The organism is Rothia nasimurium (genome assembly GCF_004569295.1).
Lineage (GTDB): Bacteria > Actinomycetota > Actinomycetes > Actinomycetales > Micrococcaceae > Rothia > Rothia nasimurium_B.
The window spans coordinates 1-17,447 of record NZ_SPQC01000048.1 but is presented as its reverse complement, the minus strand read 5'-3'; the positions used below and the strand labels follow the sequence as shown (position 1 = coordinate 17,447).

Here is a 17,447-nt window from a genome sequence, read left to right as displayed (position 1 = left end):
GTCAGGCGGTTGATGACTATATCTATTGGTATAACAACGGTAGGCTTCAGGAGCGATTAAAGGGCCTGGCTCCGATGGGGTATCGGAGCCAGGCTTTGGCAGCCCTGACGGTCTAGGATTAAACCAGTCCAACTTTCGGGGGCTAGTTCATAAGGACGCCGGGGCTTGGCTTTAGGGGCTACCCGCTACGCCTCGTAGCCGTTGGGGTTATTCTTCTGCCAGTTCCAATGGTCGCGCACCATGGTGTCGATGTCGCGAGTAGCAGACCAGCCCAGATCTGCCAGGGCAGCAGCGGGGTCAGCGTAGGAAACAGCTACATCGCCGGGGCGGCGGTCCACAATCTTGTAGGGCAGCTCCTTACCCGCAGCCTTCTCGAAAGCGTGCAGAACCTCAAGCACCGAGTAGCCGTTACCGGTACCCAGGTTCCAGGTGTGCAGACCACCGTGGGTGATGATGTAGTCCAGGGCCTTGAGATGGCCGTCCGCCAGGTCAACGACGTGAATGTAGTCGCGCACGCCGGTGCCGTCAACGGTGGGGTAGTCATTGCCGAAAACGTTGAGGTATTCGCGGCGACCCACAGCGACCTGGGCGATGAAGGGTACCAGGTTGTTGGGGATACCGGCCGGGTCTTCACCGATGCGGCCGGACTCATGGGCACCTACCGGGTTGAAGTAGCGCAGCAGGGCGATGTTCCACTTAGAATCTGAGGCCGCCAGGTCGATGAGCATATCCTCGATGTGCTCCTTGGTGCGGCCGTAGCAGGACTGGGCGTCCATGTTTAGCTTCTCGGTCAGCGGCATAGACTCGGGCTCGCCGTAGACAGTAGCCGATGATGAGAAGACGATGGAGTGGCAGCCTGCGTCTTCCATGGCGTAGAGCAGGTTGAGGGTACCAGCGACGTTAGTCTGGTAGTACCAGAGGGGCTTCTCAGCGGACTCGCCTACAGCCTTAAGACCAGCAAAGTGGATGACAGCATCGGGCTTAACCAGGTTGAAGAGCTGCTTCATCTCGGGTAAATCCAGCAGGTTAACCTTGCGGAACTCCACAGTCTTGCCGGTCAGTTCTTCAACGCGGGCCAGGGACTCCATGGAGGAGTTTGAGAGGTTGTCCATAACGGTTACCTCGTGGCCTGCCTTGAGCAGTTCGAGTACGGTGTGGGAGCCGATGTAGCCGGCACCGCCGGTAACGAGAATCTTCACGTTTTCCCCTAGTAGACGATTGGTGTTTTTCTAGCTTACCTGCACTCAGCCCCGCCAGCCGGTAGAAGCGGTGGCGGGGCCGAGCATATATAAGGTAGGGGCTAGGTGCGGACGCCTACCCCTAGCTGTTCTTGCGGCGGGCGGCGAAGAAGGCGGTAGCGCCTAGACCCAGCGGGAGGGCAGCACCTGCGAGGAGGAGCAGGGCAGTAGCGCCGGTATGGGCTAGCGCGCCGCTCTTTCCAGTTTCACGGGCCCCTGCCACAGCGCTCTGGCTGGTGTTAGCGGAGGCCGATGACGCCGGGCTATCGCTGGGAGCCGGGGCGTCCGCACTGGCACTTGCAGTCGGCTCTTCGGTGGGGGCGACCGTGGGCTCAGCTGAAGGAGCAGCGGTAGGGCTGTCGCTAGGAGCCGGAGCCGGAGTCTCTTCAGGAGCCTGCTCGGTGGGTAGGGAGCTGGTGCCAACCGTCCAGTTCTTCACGAAGAAGGTGGTCGGGTCGATGGTCTTGTTGGTGATAGCCCAGTCGATCATGAGGTCGCGCACGGCCTTCTGCTCCTCGTAGACGATAGGAGCTGCGGTGACGTGCGGGTAGCCTGAGCCGCCTGACCAGCGGTAGTTGTTGAGCGCCAGGATGACCTTCTGGTCATCGGCTAGGGGAGTACCGTCTGGCAGGGTTAGGCCCTCGATGCGCTCGCCAACGGGCTTAGAAATGTTGATGTGGTAGTTCACGCCTGAGAGCACGTCGTAGGAGTAGTCGGGAATACCGCGGGTTGCTCCCTCGTAGAGGACGTTAGTAACGGTGGACCAGTCGGTGATCTCAGTGCCGGGCTCCTGCTGCTTGTAGTAGCGAGCTGACCATTCAAGGTAGTCCTTGAGCTGGGTGCCGGTGAGCTCAACAGCGTAGAGGGTGTTGTCGTAGATGTAGAGGCTCGCCATATCAGCGATGGTGACATCACCCTGCTTGAAGACGGCGGTGCGGGAGAAGGGAGAGGCCTCAGCAAGAACGGGCAGACCCTCGTACTGGGTTCCGGTCAGGGCCCGGGTGACTTCTTCGGTCTGCACCATGTTGATGAAGTCCAGAACAGTGGTGTCTTCCCAAGCGCTGGTGGCGGCGGGCATTTCAGCGGTTGCCTGAGCCACGACGGTCTGTACCCATTCGGTGGTCTTTGAGTGGTAGGGCTCGATAGCGGCGAGGACAGACGCGTCGGCGGCGTAGTCACCGGCCTTGAGGGCAACAGCGGTGGGCTTTTCGGCCTCGGTCCACTTGACCTCGATATCACCGTCTGCTTCCTTGACCAGGGGCAGGGTGACTTCTGAGAGGAAACGGGCCCAGTAGCCGGGCTGGGTGTAGAGCACCGGCTCACCGTTCTTGTTGGTGAAGTATTCCTGAACCTTGTTGGTGACGTGGGAGTGACCGCCCACGACCACATCAACGTCGGTGGACTGTTCGGCAACAGACTTAGCGACGTTTTCGGTCAGGTCTGCCGGGTTGTAGGTGTAGCCCTCGGCGTCCAGGCCGGTGTGGGTGAGGGCGACGACCACGTCGGCCCCTGCCGCCTTAACCTTGGGTGCCCATTCGGCGACGGTAGCGGCGGCGTCCTTAAATTCCAGCTTGCCCTCGACGGTAGCCTTATCCCACACGCGAACTCCGGGGGTTACCACGCCGATTACGGCTACCTGGATCTTCTCGCCGCCCACGGTCTTTTCAATCAGGGTGTAGGGCTCGTAGGCGGGAGCACCGGTTGCGGTGTCGATGACGTTAGCGCCGAGCAGGGGCATAGTCAGGTTCTGGGTGTACTGGGCAGCTGCATCGGGGCCGTAGTTGAACTCGTGGTTGCCCACTACACCGGCATCGTAGCCGAGCAGGTTAAAGACCGAGGCCATGGGGTCAACGCTGGTGGCGGTGCGGTTGTTCTGGTAGTAGGTCTGTAGGGGGTTACCCTGGTTGGCGTCACCGTTATCGAGCACCAGGGTGGACTCTGCACCCTTTGCTGCCCGGGTCTGGGCGATGGCGGTTGCCAGGTGCTCCATACCCAGAGCCTTAGCACCTTCGCCATAGGGGGCACTTGTGAAGTAGTCGTAGTTGAGGGCGCGTCCGTGAACATCGGTTGAGGCTAGCACGGTCAAATCGCCCAGGTCGGTAGTACCATCTGCTGCAAAAGCTGCAGGAACGAGAACGCTGGAAGAAGCCAGGCCAAGACCTGCTAGCAGAGAAAGAGAACGCTTCATGAATAGCTTTCTGATGTGTTGTGAGTGTGTTCTCCCATTGTAAAGACCCGCCCTACCGATAAGCCGGTAGGGCGGGTCTTGAAGCGTGTTAATGCTGGGTTAAACCTAGTTAGCGTGCAGCTCTGAGTTCAGCTCCACGGTGTTGTTGGCGCGGGGCAGAACTTCGATAGCGCCGGTCACGGAGTTGCGGCGGAAGAGCAGGTTGTTGACGCCGGAGAGTTCCAGGGCCTTGACGACCTTGGGCTCAGCGCCGGGGTTGAGGACGGTCACGCGGGAGCCGGCGGTGACGTAGAGGCCAGCTTCAACTACGCAGTCATCGCCCAGGGCAATGCCGATGCCGGCTTCAGCGCCGAGCAGGGAGCGCTCACCGATGGAGACACGCTGGGTGCCGCCGCCAGAGAGGGTACCCATGGTTGATGCGCCACCGCCAATATCGGTGCCGTTGCCAATGACAACGCCCTGGGAGATTCGGCCTTCGACCATGGATTCGCCGAGGGTACCGGCGTTGAAGTTGACGAAGCCTTCGTGCATGACGGTGGTGCCTGCAGCCAGGTGGGCACCTAGACGGACGCGGTCGGCGTCGCCAATGCGTACACCGGTGGGGACGACGTAGTCAATCATGCGGGGGAACTTATCGACGTGGGTGACGACCAGGGCACCGCGGCGACGCAGCTTCAGCGAGACAGCGTTGAATTCGCTGGCCAGGACGGGGCCGAAGTTGGTCCAGGCGACGTTGGCGAGAGTACCAAAGAGGCCGTCGAGGTTGATGGTGTTGGGGGCAACCAGGGTGTGGGATAGCAAGTGCAGGCGCAGGTAGGCGTCCGCTGCGTTGGCGGGGGCCTCATCCAGGTTGATAGTGACGTTGACCAGCTCACGCACAACGTTGCGGTCTTCGTCGGCTTCGACCAGGGCTTCGAGGTCGGCTGCTACGGAGTCGTCGGGGGTTTCGGTGAGGGCGGGGGCGGGGTACCAGACATCGAGTACGGTGCCTTCGTTCTCGCCGGAGGCGACGACGGTGGCCAGGCCCAGACCGGATGCTACACGGGTGTTGTTTTCAGTCATGCCTACCAGTCTACGGAATCAGGCGGGTGCGGGGCGCTATCTGCTTGTATGGTGGAACTATGATCAAGAACCCTGCCCTCGCCCAGGCCGCTGAGTTCGCTCAGGTGGGCCCCGGCGTCCTGAACCTAACCCAGCCCGTTGAAGACCTCACTGCTGATCTGCTCAATATTTATTCTGTTTCTGGCGCCGAGGTGCGCCTGGCGGACGCCGTGCAGGCGGCCCTTGAGGGGATCGGCGGCTTAGAGATAACCCGCGATGGCGACGCCATCATCGCCCGCACTAACCTGGGCCGGGATACCCGCATTGTGCTGGCAGGCCACCTAGATACGGTGCCTCTGCCGCGCACTGAGGGCTCACGAGGCACCGTACCCGCCTCTTGGTCTGAGGAAGCGGGGGAGCGGGTTCTCTACGGCCGCGGGGCCGTGGATATGAAGGGCGGGGTTGCCGTGCAGCTAGCTCTGGCTGCCCATCTGAAGGATCCGCGCTACGACATTACCTACGTCTTCTACGACAACGAAGAGGTTGCCTCCGAGCTCTCAGGGCTTGCCCGCCTGATGCGCAACCACCGGGAGAAGCTGACTGACGCGGCCTTTGCCGTGCTGCTGGAGCCCACCGATGGCACCATCGAAGGCGGCTGTAACGGCACCATCCGCTTCTGGATTCGTACCTCGGGCGTCGCTGCCCATTCGGGTCGTGCCTGGAAGGGTGTCAACGCTATTCATAAGATGGCAGACGTGCTGGGGCGCCTTGCTGCCTACCAGCCTGCCACCTATGAGGTTGAGGGCCTGGCCTACCGCGAGGGGCTCAACGCTGTGCAGATTTCAGGCGGGGCTGCTGGGAATGTGATTCCCGATGACGCGGGCGTCCACATCAACTACCGTTTTGCCCCCAATAAGACCCTGGACGAAGCCGTTGCGCACCTGCATGAGGTTTTCGAGGGCTATGAGCTGGATTTCGTGGACCTTTCGTCAGCGGCCCGTCCCGGTCTGGATGCTCCGCTGTCTAGGTCTCTGATTGAGTCGGTCGGGCAGGATCCCAAGCCCAAGTACGGGTGGACGGACGTCGCCCGCTTCAGCGAAATCGGTATTCCTGCCGTGAACTTCGGGCCTGGCGACGCCCTGCTGGCCCATACCGATAACGAGTATGTTAAAGCCGCCGAGGTGCGTGCCTGCTATACGGCGCTGGAAAGCTGGCTGACGGCGTCCTAACCCTGCCAGCCGGTGCAGACTTCTTGGGCTGTGTGCAGAGAAAAACCTGCTCACAGCCTAAGAACCCTGCACAGTCCCATCGAGAAAAACGCCAAGGGCCCCATCGCGTGATGGGGCCCTTGGCCTGTAACCGGAGCATAAAGCGCGGACGCTAGTGCTTGGGGATCTTGAACATCAGCTCGGTCTTGGGGCGGGCTTCGTCCACTTCACCGGGCACACCGTCGGCGTGCTTGATCTCTACGTCGGAGCGGGAGCTCATGTACTTAGCGAGCCACTCGGCGAAGAGGGTCAGGGCGAAGTTGATGACCACGAAGATGAGCGCTGCCAGCAGGAGCATCTGCAAGATATTGCCCTCGCCAGAGCCAAAGCGGCGGGCAGCGGCCAGCAGCTCGGGGTAGGAGATGATGTAGCCCAGGGCGGTGTCCTTGAGAATAACCACGAACTGCGAGAGCAGCGAGGGCATCATAGCGGTCAGAGCCTGGGGTACCAGAATCAGGGTCAACACCTTCCATGGGGTCAGGCCGATAGCCAGACCGGCTTCACCCTGGCCCTTGGGTAGCTGCTGCACACCGGAGCGCAGAAGCTCAGCGATGACCGAGCCGTTGTAGAGGGTCAGGCCTAGAACCACGGCGATAAAGGGCAGCTGTGAAGGGGTAAAGAGGTTGAGCTTGCCCAAAAAGAGCCAGAAGAAGATCATCATGATCAGCACGGGAACGGCGCGGAAGAACTCCACGACCACGGTGCCGAAGGCTCGCACTGCCTTATTGGGCGATAGACGGGCAAGGCCGAAGAAGAGGCCGAAAGCCACCGAGGTGACCACAGAAATCAGTGCGGCTGAGAGGGTCTTCCAGAGGGCGGGCAGGATGTAGTTAGCCCAGAGGTTACCCGAGAAAAGGGAGGTCCACTTATCGGCTTCCAGCTGGCCCTGGCGGTTCATCACCATCATGACGTAGGCAAAGCCTGCCACCAATAGTAGAAGAGCCACGACGTTGAAGATGCGGGTGCGGGCACGGGCCTTGGGGCCGGGTACGTCAAAGAGTACCGAGGTTGAGGTCATACGCTTCTTGCTCATCGCTTCACCGCCAGTTTACGAGAGGCCCAGGTGGTTAGCAGGCCGATGGGGACAACAATAATCACAAAGCCCATGGCGAAGACGAAGAAGATCATGAAGATGAGGTCTGAGTTGAACTCAATCATGGATTTCATCATGCCTGAGGCCTCAGCGACTGAGGCTACGGTGGCTACGGTGGTGTTCTTGGCCAGCGCAATCAGGGTGTTGCCCAGCGGGGTGATGGAGCCGCGCAGAGCCTGCGGGAAAATCACGTAGCGGGCGGTGGGGAGGAAGCCCAGACCGATAGCGCGGGCCGCTTCAGCCTGGCCGACGGGCACAGTATTGACGCCGGAGCGGATGGCCTCACAGACGAAGGCCGCGTGGTAGATGGCAAGGACGATGACGGCGTAGATAAAGAAGTTCCACTCAAAGCTGGTTGCTAGTGAGAGCTGGAACTGGGTCCACACGCCCAGGATTGCCAGGGTCATCAGGATGGTCAGCGGGGTGTTGCGGACCAGGTGCACGTAGGCGGTGCCCGCCCAGCGTAGGGAGGGCACAGGCGAGATACGCATAAGTGCCAGCAAGGAGCCGAGGACGAAGGATCCAATGGCTGCCCAGAAGGTCAGCTGGATGTTGGTCCAGAAAGCGCCGATGACGTCGTAGGTGGCAAAGAGCGTGGAGAGCTGTTCAGAGAACGACATGAAAGCCTCCGATGGTTGAAAGATTGTGGTGTGGTGAAGGTGCGCTGGGCGTTGCGGCCTTATTTGGCGTCAACGGTGACGCAGGCGTCGGTGAGGACGGGCGGGTTCAGCTCGGCGTTGTAGGTGTAGTTAGCGGCACCTACGTTCTTTTTGATGGCTTCTTCCCAGGCGCCGGTTTCGACCATCTTGTTGATGGCTGCGTTGATGGCGGCGCACTTGTCGGAGCCCTTGGACAGGCCGACACCGTAGTTTTCGGTGGAGAAGGTGTTGCCAACGAGCTTGAGCTCGCCCTGGTTGGCCTTGGTAGAGGCGAGACCCGCAAGGATGATGTCGTCGGTGGTCACAGCATCGACCATGCCAGCGTTGAGGGCAACGACGCAGTCAGAGTAGGAGTTCTGCTGAACCAGCTGTACCTCTGATGAGTACTTGTCCTGGATCTTCTTTGCGCTGGTTGAGCCAGTGACGGAGCACAGGTTCTTCCCGGCAAGTGATTCAGGGCCGGTGATGTCGGTGTTCTCTGCCTGGACCAGCAGGTCCTGGCCAGCGACGAAGTAGGGGCCGGCGAAATCGACGGTCTTGAGTCGCTTTTCGGTGATGGAGTAGGTCGCAAAAATCATGTCTACCTGGTTGTTGGTGAGCATGTTTTCGCGGTTGGCGCTGGGGGCTTCGACCCATTCGATTTGGTCTTCGGAGTAGCCGAGTTCAGCGGCAACGTAGCGGGCTACGTCGGTGTCGAAGCCGGTGTAGTCGCGTCCGTCTTGGTAGCCCAGGCCGGGCTGGTCGTACTTGATGCCGATGCGGATGGTATCTTCGCTGCCGGTAGCGGAGCAACCGGAGAGCGCGAGGACGCCGGTGGCGAGCAGGGCGGCGCAGGCTGCAGTTTTTGCTTTGGCGCGGGAGAGATTCATGGCTGGCCGTCCTTAGTGACCCAGGATCTTACCCAGGAAGTCCTTGGCGCGGTCTGACTGGGGGTTGGTGAAGAACTGGTCGGGGGTGGCTTCTTCGACGATTTCGCCGTCGGCCAGGAAGACGATACGGTCTGCTGCCTTGCGGGCGAAGCCCATTTCGTGGGTTACCACGATCATGGTCATGCCTTCGCGGGCGAGGGAGACCATGGTGTCGAGTACTTCGTTGACCATTTCGGGGTCAAGGGCGCTGGTGGGCTCGTCGAAGAGCATGACCTTGGGCTTCATGGCGAGGGCACGGGCGATAGCGACGCGCTGCTGCTGACCGCCGGAGAGCTGGGCGGGCATCTTGGAAGCCTGGTTATCGACGCCAACCTTCTTAAGCAGGCTCATGGCGAGCTCTTCGGCATCGGCCTTGCCCATACCGCGTACCTTGCGGGGGCCTAGGGTGACGTTTTCGAGGATGGTCTTGTGGGCGAAGAGGTTGAAGGCCTGGAAGACCATGCCGACTTCTGCGCGCAGATTGGCGAGTTCCTTACCCTCTTCGGGTAGCTTTTTGCCGTCGATGGTGATGGTGCCGTCGGTGATGGTTTCAAGACGGTTGATGGTGCGGCAGAGGGTTGACTTGCCGGAGCCTGAAGGGCCGAGGAGGACGACGACCTCGCCCTTGCCGATGGAAAGGTTGATGTCCTTGAGGACGTGGTTCTCACCGTAGTGCTTGTTCACGTGGGTGAGCTGAACCAGTGCATCAGTAGTCACTGGGCTTCCTCTCTTGTGGTGGATTCAGTGCGTGCGCCGGTAGCATTGAGGTGCTGTGGCACAAACCAAATGGTGTATGTGTTTCACCTTATACCCTGTAAGGTAAACAACTTGTTACACGGGGTGTCGTGTTTTTGCAGTCATATTTGTTGGGTTTTGTTGAGTGGCGCTGGGCGAAAGGGCTTGGCTCCCGCGGGAGGACGGTATGAATTATCTACTGGTTGCGGTGACTTTTGTGGTGCTGGCGGCGGTAATGGCGGGGTGCGCGGTGCTGGGTACTGACCGCTTGATTCCGGGGCGGAAGTCTATCGATGCGGTAAGCAAGGACGGCGTAGCGTTGGTTCCTGCCGCTGAGCCGCCCCTGATTCTTTCGGACCGCCCGGGCGCGGACGAGCTGGAGCGGGTTCGTTTTGCTACTTCGGCCCTGGGCTATAACCGCGATGAGGTTGATGGGGTGCTCGCTAAGGTGGTTGCCGAGAACAGCCGCCTGTGGGCAGAGCTTGAGGCCCTGCGCGGTGATCGGGGCCGGGACGCCGCTACCGACCTTCGCGGGGAGGGCTAGGGGAGTGGGACGTCCGTCCGCACCACAGCGCAGCGGGGCGCTTGACCGCGTCGCTGCGACCCTGAGTGTGAGCGCCAGTCGGGGCCTACTGTTCTTCACGAGCCTGCCCATCGGCCTGCGGGTGGCCCTGGTCTATGCCGCAAGCCGGCTCTGGGGCTGGTTTATTTTCTCAACCGTGGGCCTGCATCATACCTTTAGCCCCTGGAAAAATACCTCAATGGGCTACTTGGAATTTGTCACTATTTGGGACGCCGACTGGTACGCCAAGATAGCCGCTGGCGGCTACCCCGAGGTTCTCCCCGTGGACGCCAACGGTCACGTTGCCCAAAATGAGTGGGCTTTCTACCCCCTCTACCCCCTGATTAGCGGTGCCATGGCGAGCGTGACCGGGCTGAGCTATCAGACGGTTGCCCCTACTGTCTCCCTGCTGTTTGGCTTCGGGGCAGCCTGGTTTATCTACCGGCTCTTTGAAGCCAGCCTACAGATGAGCGGGGCTGCTGCCGGGGGCGCTACTGCTCACCAGGGCACTGAACTAGAGACAACCGCCCTGTGGGCAACCGCCGCCGTTAGCTTCTGCGCCGTTGCACCGATTCTGCAAACCGGCTATGCCGAGGCAACCGGCCTCTTCTTCCTGGCCTGGGCCCTCTACTGGCTGGTGCAGCAACGCTATGTGCTCCTCCTTCTTCCGGCCCTTGGCGCAGCGCTATCCCGCCCCGTAGGCGTGCCCCTGGGGGCCGTGGTTGGCATCTGGTGGTTTGTGTGCTGGGTTCAGCAGGCCCGTACTGAAAACCCTCTGAGCGCCTTGAAAGCAACCGCCCCGCAGCTGGCCTCTGCCCTTACCGTGTGTGCTTTCGCCTTTATCCACCCGGCCATCGCCTGGGCCTCCACCGGGCGTATCGACGCCTACACCGCTACCGAGGCCGCGTGGAGAGCTGGAGGGGAGCACGTGTTGCCCTTTGTGCCCTGGTACACCCAGAGCCAGCTCTACCTGGGGCAGGTGCTGGGCCCCCTCGTCCTTATCCTGCTACTGGGCGCTTACCTGCTGGCCCTGCTGGCTCCCGTGACCCGGCGGGTGCTTCACCACCCGGCGCTCATCACCTGGTGTGCCGCCTACACGGTATATATGCTGGCCTTCTTCAACCCGCAGTCCTCCACCTTCCGTCTGCTGCTGCCCCTCTTCCCGCTCCTGCTGCCCCTCGTGGCCCTATCCGCTTCGCGGGCCTACCGCTGGCTGCTGATTCTCAGCGGAGCAACCCTGCAGTTTGGCTGGGTCGGCTGGCTCTGGCACTGGAAGCAGCTACCCGGCGGCGGAGACTACCCGCCCTAAACCTGTAAGTTTCCACCCAAAAACGCCAGAAGTGAGCCACTAAGCACTATGATTAAAAGAAGGTGAGACCGGCAACAGAAGCCGAGAAACCGCAGACCAACCCTCGTTGAAGGAGAACCAAGATGGCAGCTCAGAAACCACGCACCGGCGACGGCCCCCTCGAAATCGTGCGCGAAGGACGCAGCATCGTCATGCGCATTCCCGTTGAAGGTGGCGGCCGCCTGGTTCTTGATATCACCGAAGAAGAGGTCGAGGCGATCCGCAAGTGCGTTGAAAACGTCTAGGCTTCGGCTCTAAGCTCGGCCCCTGCCCCGAACCCTACCGGTTTGGGGCAGGGGCTTTAGCGTTTGTAGACCAGGTAGAGACCCTCGCCCGCATGCACGAGCGAGACAAAAACATCGGCGGTGCAGGCCGCTACCTCGTGTAGGACAGAGCGTACCGAAACGGTAACGGCATCGCGGGCTGTGGGGTTAGCAACAGCCCCGCCCACCAGCGGGTCATGCAGGATCAGGAGCCCTCCGGGTTCTAGGAGGGCCAGCGTATCGTAGACCAGCTGTTCAGCTAGCTGGCTGCCGGCGTCTATAAAGGCCAGATTGTAGGAAGCTGCTGAGAGACGGGGGAGTACCTCGGTAGCATCGCCGGTGATGACGCGCACCCGGTGGCTCTTATCAAGACCGGCTGCTGCCAGCAGAGTGCGGGTTGCCTGGCAGCGGGTGGCATCGATATCGATGGCTGTGAGCGCCGCACCGGGAGCCAGGCCCGTGAGCAGGGAAGCTGTGGCGACCCCTGCTCCACAGCCTATTTCTACAGCGTGTTGGGCTTTGGTAGCGGCAGCGAGCACCGTGAGCAGGGAGGCTACCGACGGAGCGACGGGGGCGGCGTCCAACCGCTCGGCCCCAGCCCGGGCAGAAGCTACCACGGGAGCCTCCAACGGGAACTCTTCAGCATAAACCCAGCTTCGAGCCTGTTCCTGAGTATTCACCTAGTACTTCACCTTCACATGAGTGCGCGCGGGAATGATTCTGGAAACATCTTAATCAACCCCGCTCGTTTTATGGGCGAACACTCGGGCTGAGCTGGTAATCTCTTTGTGTGTTTGGAATTAGCGGCCTCGAATTTATCGTTCTAGCGATCCTGGTGTTTGTTGTCATCGGGCCAGAACGCATGCCCGAATATGCCCAGCAGCTCAAAGACTTTATCAAGTGGGTTCGCCGTATGGCCTTTGATGCTAAGGACGACCTCAAAGAAACTCTCGGCCCCGACCTGGGCGATATTAACTGGCGCCAGTACGACCCCCGCCAGTACGACCCCCGCGTCATTGTGCGGGAGGCTTTTGCCGAGGACGACGAAGAGCGCCGCAAGGAACTTGAAGAAAAGGCGGCAGCTGCACCGGCTCCCTCTGTGAGTGTGCGCCTGCCCCGCGGCGCCTGGGCCCCTTTCGACACCGAGGCCACCTAAACTCTTTCTCTCGCCAAGGGGACCTGATTTTCAAAAAAGGACCGCATATTATGCGGTCCTTTTGAAGTTTTGCGGTCCCCTTGTTCCGGGTTAGACGGTAAAGGGCAGGGGAGCTCCTGCTAGTCCGCGCGGACGGTGGGTCAGGGCCCGGGCGGTTTTGACCAGCTCCTGGGCTGCAGCGGTCTCGGGTGCGCCCCAGACAACCGGGGTGCCGGCGTCCCCGCCCTCGCGCAGGGCAACCTCGAGCGGTACCGACCCCAGCAGGGGCACCTCGTAGCCCAGGGCCCTACCCAGGGACTCGGTGAGGACGGCCCCGCCCCCTTCTCCGAAGAGGGGCAGGGTGGTGCCGTCCGGCAGCTGCATGGCGGCCATATTTTCTAGCACCCCGATCACCTTCTGCTCGGTCTGCAGGCTGAGGGTACCGGCCCGCTGGGCCACGTCCACGGCAGCCAGCTGCGGGGTTGAGACCAGAAGAATCTCGGCGTGGGGCAGCAACTGGGCCATTGAAATCGCGATATCGCCGGTGCCCGGGGGAAGGTCGAGGAAGAGCACATCTAGGTGACCGAAGTGCACGTCGGTGAGGAACTGCTCCAGGGCCCGATGCAGCATAGGGCCGCGCCAGGCGACCGGCTGGTCGGGCTTCACGAACATACCGATAGAAATTACCTTGATGACACCGCCACCTGAAGGGGACTCAACCACCGGCGGAATAATCATGTCGTCCATGCGGGTAGGGCCAGCGGTAATGCCCAGCAGCCCGGGAATCGAGAACCCATGCACATCGGCGTCAATAATGCCAACGCTCAAACCCATGGAGGCGCAAGCCGCTGCCAGGTTAGCGGTCGCAGAGGACTTGCCGACCCCGCCCTTACCCGAGGCTACCGCAAAGATACGGGTCAGCGAGCCCGGGGCAGTAAAAGGGTTCTGCTTGGTGTGGCCAAGACGCTGGCGCAGGGAAGCGCGCTGATCCGGGCTCATATAACCGATTTCAAGCTGCACCTCGCTCACCTGCTCCAAGGCAGAGACCGCAGCGCGGACGTCCGCCTCAATCGTCGAACGCAGGGGGCAGCCCTCGATAGTCAGGAGTACCCTGATATCGGCGACCGAACCGGTCAGCTCAGCCCGATCCACCATGCCCAACTCGGTGATGGGCTGGCGCAGCTCAGGGTCAATAACGGTTGTAAGGGTTGCAAGCAGCTCCTCATTCAGATGTGATGTCTGCATGGGGTAAATCGCCTACTCAAACGAGCGGTCGATGTCCTTTACCTTCTTCTTCTTACGCATTTTCGGGTGGTCATCGCCCAGCACATCAAAGGCAGTGGTCACAGGCTGGGCAGCATTGGAATCAAAAGGCTTGGTAGCTTGGGGTGACTCAAGCTCATTCGCCTTAGCAGCCAGGGTCTCGGCGCGGGCGAAGAGCTCCTCCTGGCGGCGCTGCACCTCAGCGAGCTCGTCCATAATGTCGCGCATCTCGCCGCGTACAAAGTCACGGGTGGCAACCTCACGCAGGGTAATACGCAAGGAGGCAATCTCGCGGGTCAGATACTCGGTCTCTTCGAGGTTACGCTGGTCGCGCTGCCTGTCCTGGCGGGCAACCACACGGTCGCGGTCGTCCTGCCGGTTCTGCGCCAGCAGTAGCAGGGGAGCCGCATACGAGGCCTGCAAAGAGAGCATCAGCGTGAGCAGGGTAAAGTTCAGCGAACGAGGGTCAAACTGAAGCTCCTCAGGCGCCAGCGTATTCCAGCCCAACCAGAGGGCACAGAAAATCGTCATCCACAGCAAAAACTGCGGGGTACCCATAAAACGCGCAATTTTTTCGGTCATCTGACCAAAAGCATCGGGGTTAGGGCTCAGCTGGAAGAGCGGCCCCCGCTTCTTCTGCTGCGGGGTCCCAAGAGTCTGCGCTGAATCGTTGCGCTCGCGTGCATCACTCAAAGCGGCGGCCTACCTTTCGAATTGGGGTTCCATCGTCATAGGTGCGCCAGTCATCGGGCAGCATCTCATCGAGCACGTCATCCACGGTGACCGCCCCAACCAGGCGGTCGTGGTCGTTGACCACCGGTATGATGGTCAGGTCGTAGGTTGCCAGCACGCGGGTTACTTCTTCGATGCTGGCAGCGTCGGTGACCGGCTCAATGGAGGTGTCGATAATGTTGCCTACCTGCTCGCTGGGGGAATGGCGCAGCAACCGTTGCATGTGCACAATGCCCAGGTACTTGCCGGTAGGGGTTTCAAGGGGCGGACGCGTGACCATGACTGCCGCTGCCATAGCAGGGGAGATTTCCTCCTGGCGGATATGGGCCAGTGCCTCAGCTACGGTTGCTTCGGGCGAAAGAATAATCGGTACCGGGTTCATGAGCGAACCGGCAGTACCCTCCTCGTATTCGAGCAGGCGGCGCACGTCGTCCGAATCTTCGGGGTCCATCAGGGTCAGCAGCTCTTCACGCTGGGTATCTGAGAGCTCACCCAGAAGGTCGGCGGCGTCGTCCGGCTCCATCTCTTCCAGAACGTTGACCGCTCGCTCCACCTCAAGGTGGGACAGAATCTGCACCTGGTCTTCTTCGGGGAGCTCCTGCAGCACGTCCGCTAGGCGTTCGTCCTGGAGCTCCTGGGCCACCTCAACCATGCGCTTATCGGGCATCTCGTGAATAGCGTCTGCCAGGTCAGCAGGGTTGGAGTCTTCGTGGCTTGCAACAAAGGCGGTTGCAGCCTGCGGCTCAAAATCTGTGGAGAGAATAACCTCGTCCCAGTCCACAATCAGGGTTTCCTTGCGGCGGCGCATCAGGCTAGTGTGGCCGCGGGAAATAAAGAGCTTAGAGATAAACCAGTCACCGTTGCGGCGCTGCTCCATCGCAACGTCCTCAATCTGAGCCCTACCCGACCCGTCGCGTAGCTGCACCTTGCGGTCAAAGAGCTCACCGACCACCAGAGCCTCAGAACCACGCTGCTCAAAGCGGCGCAGGTTCACTAGGCCGGTCAGAATCACCTGGGTGGAGTCGATACTGGTCACGCGAGTCATGGGCACGAAGATGCGCTTCTTACCCAGAATTTCGATGACGATACCCACCACAACGGGCTCCTTGAGTTTGGCCAAAGACCCCACCGCGTTGAACTGGGTGAAACCGCTTTTCAGCACCACCACATCGCGCAGACGGCCCAGGCGGTCGCCGTGTGGGTCAAAAACATTAAGGCCCAGAAGGCGGGCGATAAAAATCTTGTTCGGTACGCTACTCACAGTTATCAAGGGTACTCGCCCCAGCCCAGAGCTGCCACCGGTCAACAGCATAATTGAGAATCACCCTGCTTAGTTCACCTGTGGCGATACACCGGCGTGCTCCCAGCAAACTCCCTGCACTTTGCGAAAAAATAGGGGCATGGATCAACTCAAAGCACCTCCCGCACTGGCCATGGCAGACGGCACCCACCTACCTCCCGGTGAGCTGGTAGCCACCTTCACCGACCGTAAAGAGGTCAATAAGGCTATCGAATTTCTTGCCAGCCAGAAGTTCCCCGTGCACTCCCTCTATGTGGTAGGCCGGGACGTGCAGCAGGTTGATTACATCACCGGTCAGGCCACCTACCCGCGGGCGGCCCTCAGCGGCGTCTTCCAGGGCTTGAGCCTCGGTGCCCTGGTCGCCCTCTTCAACGCCGTGATTACCCAGACCTCGATTCTGGCCAACTTCCTGAGCATCGTGCCCCTGGCTATTGCCTTCTGCATGATTTACGCAATTATCGTTGCCTCCCGCACCAGGGGCCGCGGAATCCGTACCCGCACCCAGATGCTACCCCAGCGCTTTGACCTGATGGCTATCCCCGCCACAGCTCAGGCGGCCCGGCACCTGCTGCGCGTGACCGTCCAGCCCGGTGGCACCCACAGCGGCGTGCACGGCCCCGGCACCCACCCCTTTGCCCAGAACGGGCAGACCTCAAGCTCCTACGTGCACCCCGGCATGAGCCAGGCTAACCCCCAGGGCTACTTTGCCCAGCAGTCCCAGGGCTCCCCGAGCGACCAGCAGGCGCAGAACGGACAGCAGGCCCCCCAATGGTTTGACCCCTCAGCTCCCTCTCCCAAGCAAGAGCAGGCCCCCGAACCCTTCCTGCCCGGCTTCAACCCGGCCGATCAGAAGCAGAATCAGGCACCGGCAGCCGAGCAGCGTCCGTCCGCCCCCGTCTTCACCCCTCTCGCTGAAACCAACCGCGACGGCTCCAAAGTCGCCGGTAAATTCGGTCTGCGCGTGGAGTCCCCCGAAGAATTTGAGCAGATGATTCGTAAGGCCCCCGAGCCCCCTGCCACCAACCAGCGTATCGAAGCAATCCGTGCAGAAAAGGGGAAGCAGCGCTACGGTCTGCGCGTGGAAACCCCCGAAGAATTTGAGGCAACCATCCGCAAGGCCCCCGAAACAGCAGAGGCCGAGCAGGCAGGGCAGAAGGACGGCCAATGACACCCGACCAGAAACTCGCCACCCGCTTTGAAGAACTCATCGGCTACATCGGCGAGAACAACCAGCACCTCATTATCGAATTCCTCACCGGCGACTTTCAGCTCACCCTACCTAACGGCGCAGTAAAAACCGCCCAGGAATGGATTGACGATCTCGACGAAGACCTCTTCGATCTCGACGAGGCAACCCTTGAAGATATCGCCACCACCGCCGCAGAAGAAACAGGCTCAGCTACCGCCCAGGTACAGCTGGTAGGAACTGCCTACGAACAGGACGTCACCGGCCCCCACCGTTTCGAGGCTACCTTTACCTGGACCTTCTCGGACTGGTTCATCAAGTCTTTGAAAATCATCCGCGTCTAAACTGCGAACCCTAACGAAAACCCCGCCCGCTCTGTGAACTAGCCCCCGAAAGTTGGACTGGTTTAATCCTAGACCGTCAGGGCTGCCAAAGCCTGGCTCCGATACCCCATCGGAGCCAGGCCCTTTAATCGCTCCTGAAGCCTACCGTTGTTATACCAATAGATATAGTCATCAACCGCCTGAC

General features: G+C 60.8%; 20 protein-coding genes. 8 read left to right on the top strand and 12 right to left on the bottom strand.

Translation table 11 applies throughout. The annotated features are described in order from the left end of the window. On the top strand, positions 1–116 hold a 116-nt coding region (locus tag E4U03_RS10775), incomplete at its 5' end, for an IS3 family transposase (RefSeq protein WP_135011154.1). A gap of 69 nt (positions 117–185) precedes the next feature. On the opposite strand, the gene galE is transcribed toward E4U03_RS10775, so the two are convergent. The 3 genes from galE to dapD all read right to left on the bottom strand — a co-directional run bounded on the left by galE (position 186) and on the right by dapD (position 4,497). Next, the gene (galE, locus tag E4U03_RS10770) at positions 186–1,199 is read right to left on the bottom strand and encodes a UDP-glucose 4-epimerase GalE (RefSeq protein ID WP_135013734.1); all 1,014 of its coding nucleotides are present in this window, start codon (positions 1,197–1,199) and stop codon (positions 186–188) included. Positions 1,200–1,320: 121 nt separating this feature from the next. Further along, positions 1,321–3,426, bottom strand: coding sequence for a 5'-nucleotidase C-terminal domain-containing protein (locus E4U03_RS10765; protein ID WP_135013733.1), 2,106 nt, complete (start codon positions 3,424–3,426; stop codon positions 1,321–1,323). A gap of 105 nt (positions 3,427–3,531) precedes the next feature. Continuing rightward, entirely contained in the window at positions 3,532–4,497 is a 966-nt protein-coding gene (gene dapD, locus E4U03_RS10760) for a 2,3,4,5-tetrahydropyridine-2,6-dicarboxylate N-succinyltransferase (RefSeq protein WP_135013732.1), read from the bottom strand. 50 nt (positions 4,498–4,547) lie between these two features. On the opposite strand from dapD, the gene dapE reads away from it, so the two are divergent. After that, entirely contained in the window at positions 4,548–5,696 is a 1,149-nt protein-coding gene (gene dapE / locus E4U03_RS10755; RefSeq protein ID WP_135013731.1) for a succinyl-diaminopimelate desuccinylase, read from the top strand. A 151-nt stretch (positions 5,697–5,847) separates the two neighbouring features. Here dapE and E4U03_RS10750 read toward each other — a convergent pair whose 3' ends face one another. Genes E4U03_RS10750 through E4U03_RS10735 form a run of 4 tightly spaced genes read right to left on the bottom strand, consistent with a single transcriptional unit; the run spans position 5,848 to position 9,097 of the window. Then, the gene (locus tag E4U03_RS10750) at positions 5,848–6,768 is read right to left on the bottom strand and encodes an amino acid ABC transporter permease (protein WP_228066200.1); all 921 of its coding nucleotides are present in this window, start codon (positions 6,766–6,768) and stop codon (positions 5,848–5,850) included. Then, the gene (locus E4U03_RS10745) at positions 6,765–7,448 is read right to left on the bottom strand and encodes an amino acid ABC transporter permease (protein ID WP_135013730.1); all 684 of its coding nucleotides are present in this window, start codon (positions 7,446–7,448) and stop codon (positions 6,765–6,767) included. The genes E4U03_RS10750 and E4U03_RS10745 overlap by 4 nt, the downstream gene beginning before the upstream one ends. A 59-nt stretch (positions 7,449–7,507) precedes the next feature. Beyond that, positions 7,508–8,356 carry a glutamate ABC transporter substrate-binding protein gene (locus E4U03_RS10740; RefSeq protein WP_135013729.1) on the bottom strand — a complete coding sequence of 283 codons (849 nt, stop codon included), beginning with the start codon at positions 8,354–8,356 and terminating at the stop codon, positions 7,508–7,510. Between the two features lie 12 nt (positions 8,357–8,368). Further along, a complete protein-coding gene (locus E4U03_RS10735) occupies positions 8,369–9,097 on the bottom strand; it encodes an amino acid ABC transporter ATP-binding protein (RefSeq protein ID WP_167752403.1) in 729 nt (242 codons plus the stop codon). A 220-nt stretch (positions 9,098–9,317) separates the two neighbouring features. On the opposite strand from E4U03_RS10735, the gene E4U03_RS10730 reads away from it, so the two are divergent. The 3 genes from E4U03_RS10730 (at position 9,318) to E4U03_RS10720 (ending at position 11,285) form a co-directional block, all read left to right on the top strand. Further along, the gene (locus E4U03_RS10730; RefSeq protein ID WP_135013727.1) at positions 9,318–9,674 is read left to right on the top strand and encodes a DivIVA domain-containing protein; all 357 of its coding nucleotides are present in this window, start codon (positions 9,318–9,320) and stop codon (positions 9,672–9,674) included. A gap of 4 nt (positions 9,675–9,678) precedes the next feature. Beyond that, positions 9,679–11,001, top strand: coding sequence for a hypothetical protein (locus E4U03_RS10725; RefSeq protein ID WP_245207725.1), 1,323 nt, complete (start codon positions 9,679–9,681; stop codon positions 10,999–11,001). Positions 11,002–11,123: 122 nt separating this feature from the next. Beyond that, the gene (locus tag E4U03_RS10720) at positions 11,124–11,285 is read left to right on the top strand and encodes a DUF3117 domain-containing protein (protein WP_135013726.1); all 162 of its coding nucleotides are present in this window, start codon (positions 11,124–11,126) and stop codon (positions 11,283–11,285) included. 56 nt (positions 11,286–11,341) lie between these two features. On the opposite strand, the gene E4U03_RS10715 is transcribed toward E4U03_RS10720, so the two are convergent. Next, entirely contained in the window at positions 11,342–11,983 is a 642-nt protein-coding gene (locus E4U03_RS10715; protein ID WP_135013725.1) for an O-methyltransferase, read from the bottom strand. A 110-nt stretch (positions 11,984–12,093) separates the two neighbouring features. On the opposite strand from E4U03_RS10715, the gene E4U03_RS10710 reads away from it, so the two are divergent. Then, complete coding sequence (locus tag E4U03_RS10710; RefSeq protein ID WP_135013724.1) at positions 12,094–12,459, top strand: Sec-independent protein translocase TatB; 366 nt, start codon at positions 12,094–12,096, stop codon at positions 12,457–12,459. 90 nt (positions 12,460–12,549) lie between these two features. Here the strand turns inward: E4U03_RS10710 and E4U03_RS10705 are convergent, their stop codons facing one another. From E4U03_RS10705 to E4U03_RS10695, 3 genes are read right to left on the bottom strand one after another with little or no spacing between them, the layout of a single operon-like run. Beyond that, positions 12,550–13,683 carry a P-loop NTPase gene (locus E4U03_RS10705; RefSeq protein ID WP_135013723.1) on the bottom strand — a complete coding sequence of 378 codons (1,134 nt, stop codon included), beginning with the start codon at positions 13,681–13,683 and terminating at the stop codon, positions 12,550–12,552. A gap of 12 nt (positions 13,684–13,695) precedes the next feature. After that, positions 13,696–14,394 (bottom strand): DUF1003 domain-containing protein, encoded by a 699-nt coding sequence (locus E4U03_RS10700; protein ID WP_416220631.1) that lies wholly within the window; start codon positions 14,392–14,394, stop codon positions 13,696–13,698. Then, positions 14,387–15,694 carry a magnesium transporter MgtE N-terminal domain-containing protein gene (locus tag E4U03_RS10695; RefSeq protein ID WP_135013722.1) on the bottom strand — a complete coding sequence of 436 codons (1,308 nt, stop codon included), beginning with the start codon at positions 15,692–15,694 and terminating at the stop codon, positions 14,387–14,389. Before E4U03_RS10695 ends, E4U03_RS10700 begins: the two co-directional genes overlap by 8 nt. 139 nt (positions 15,695–15,833) lie before the next feature. On the opposite strand from E4U03_RS10695, the gene E4U03_RS10690 reads away from it, so the two are divergent. Further along, a complete protein-coding gene (locus E4U03_RS10690) occupies positions 15,834–16,901 on the top strand; it encodes a general stress protein (RefSeq protein WP_135013721.1) in 1,068 nt (355 codons plus the stop codon). Continuing rightward, a complete protein-coding gene (locus E4U03_RS10685) occupies positions 16,898–17,263 on the top strand; it encodes a hypothetical protein (protein WP_135013720.1) in 366 nt (121 codons plus the stop codon). Before E4U03_RS10690 ends, E4U03_RS10685 begins: the two co-directional genes overlap by 4 nt. A gap of 68 nt (positions 17,264–17,331) precedes the next feature. Here the strand turns inward: E4U03_RS10685 and E4U03_RS12940 are convergent. Next, positions 17,332–17,447 (bottom strand): IS3 family transposase (locus E4U03_RS12940; protein ID WP_135011154.1); only part of this gene is annotated, 116 nt, incomplete at its 5' end.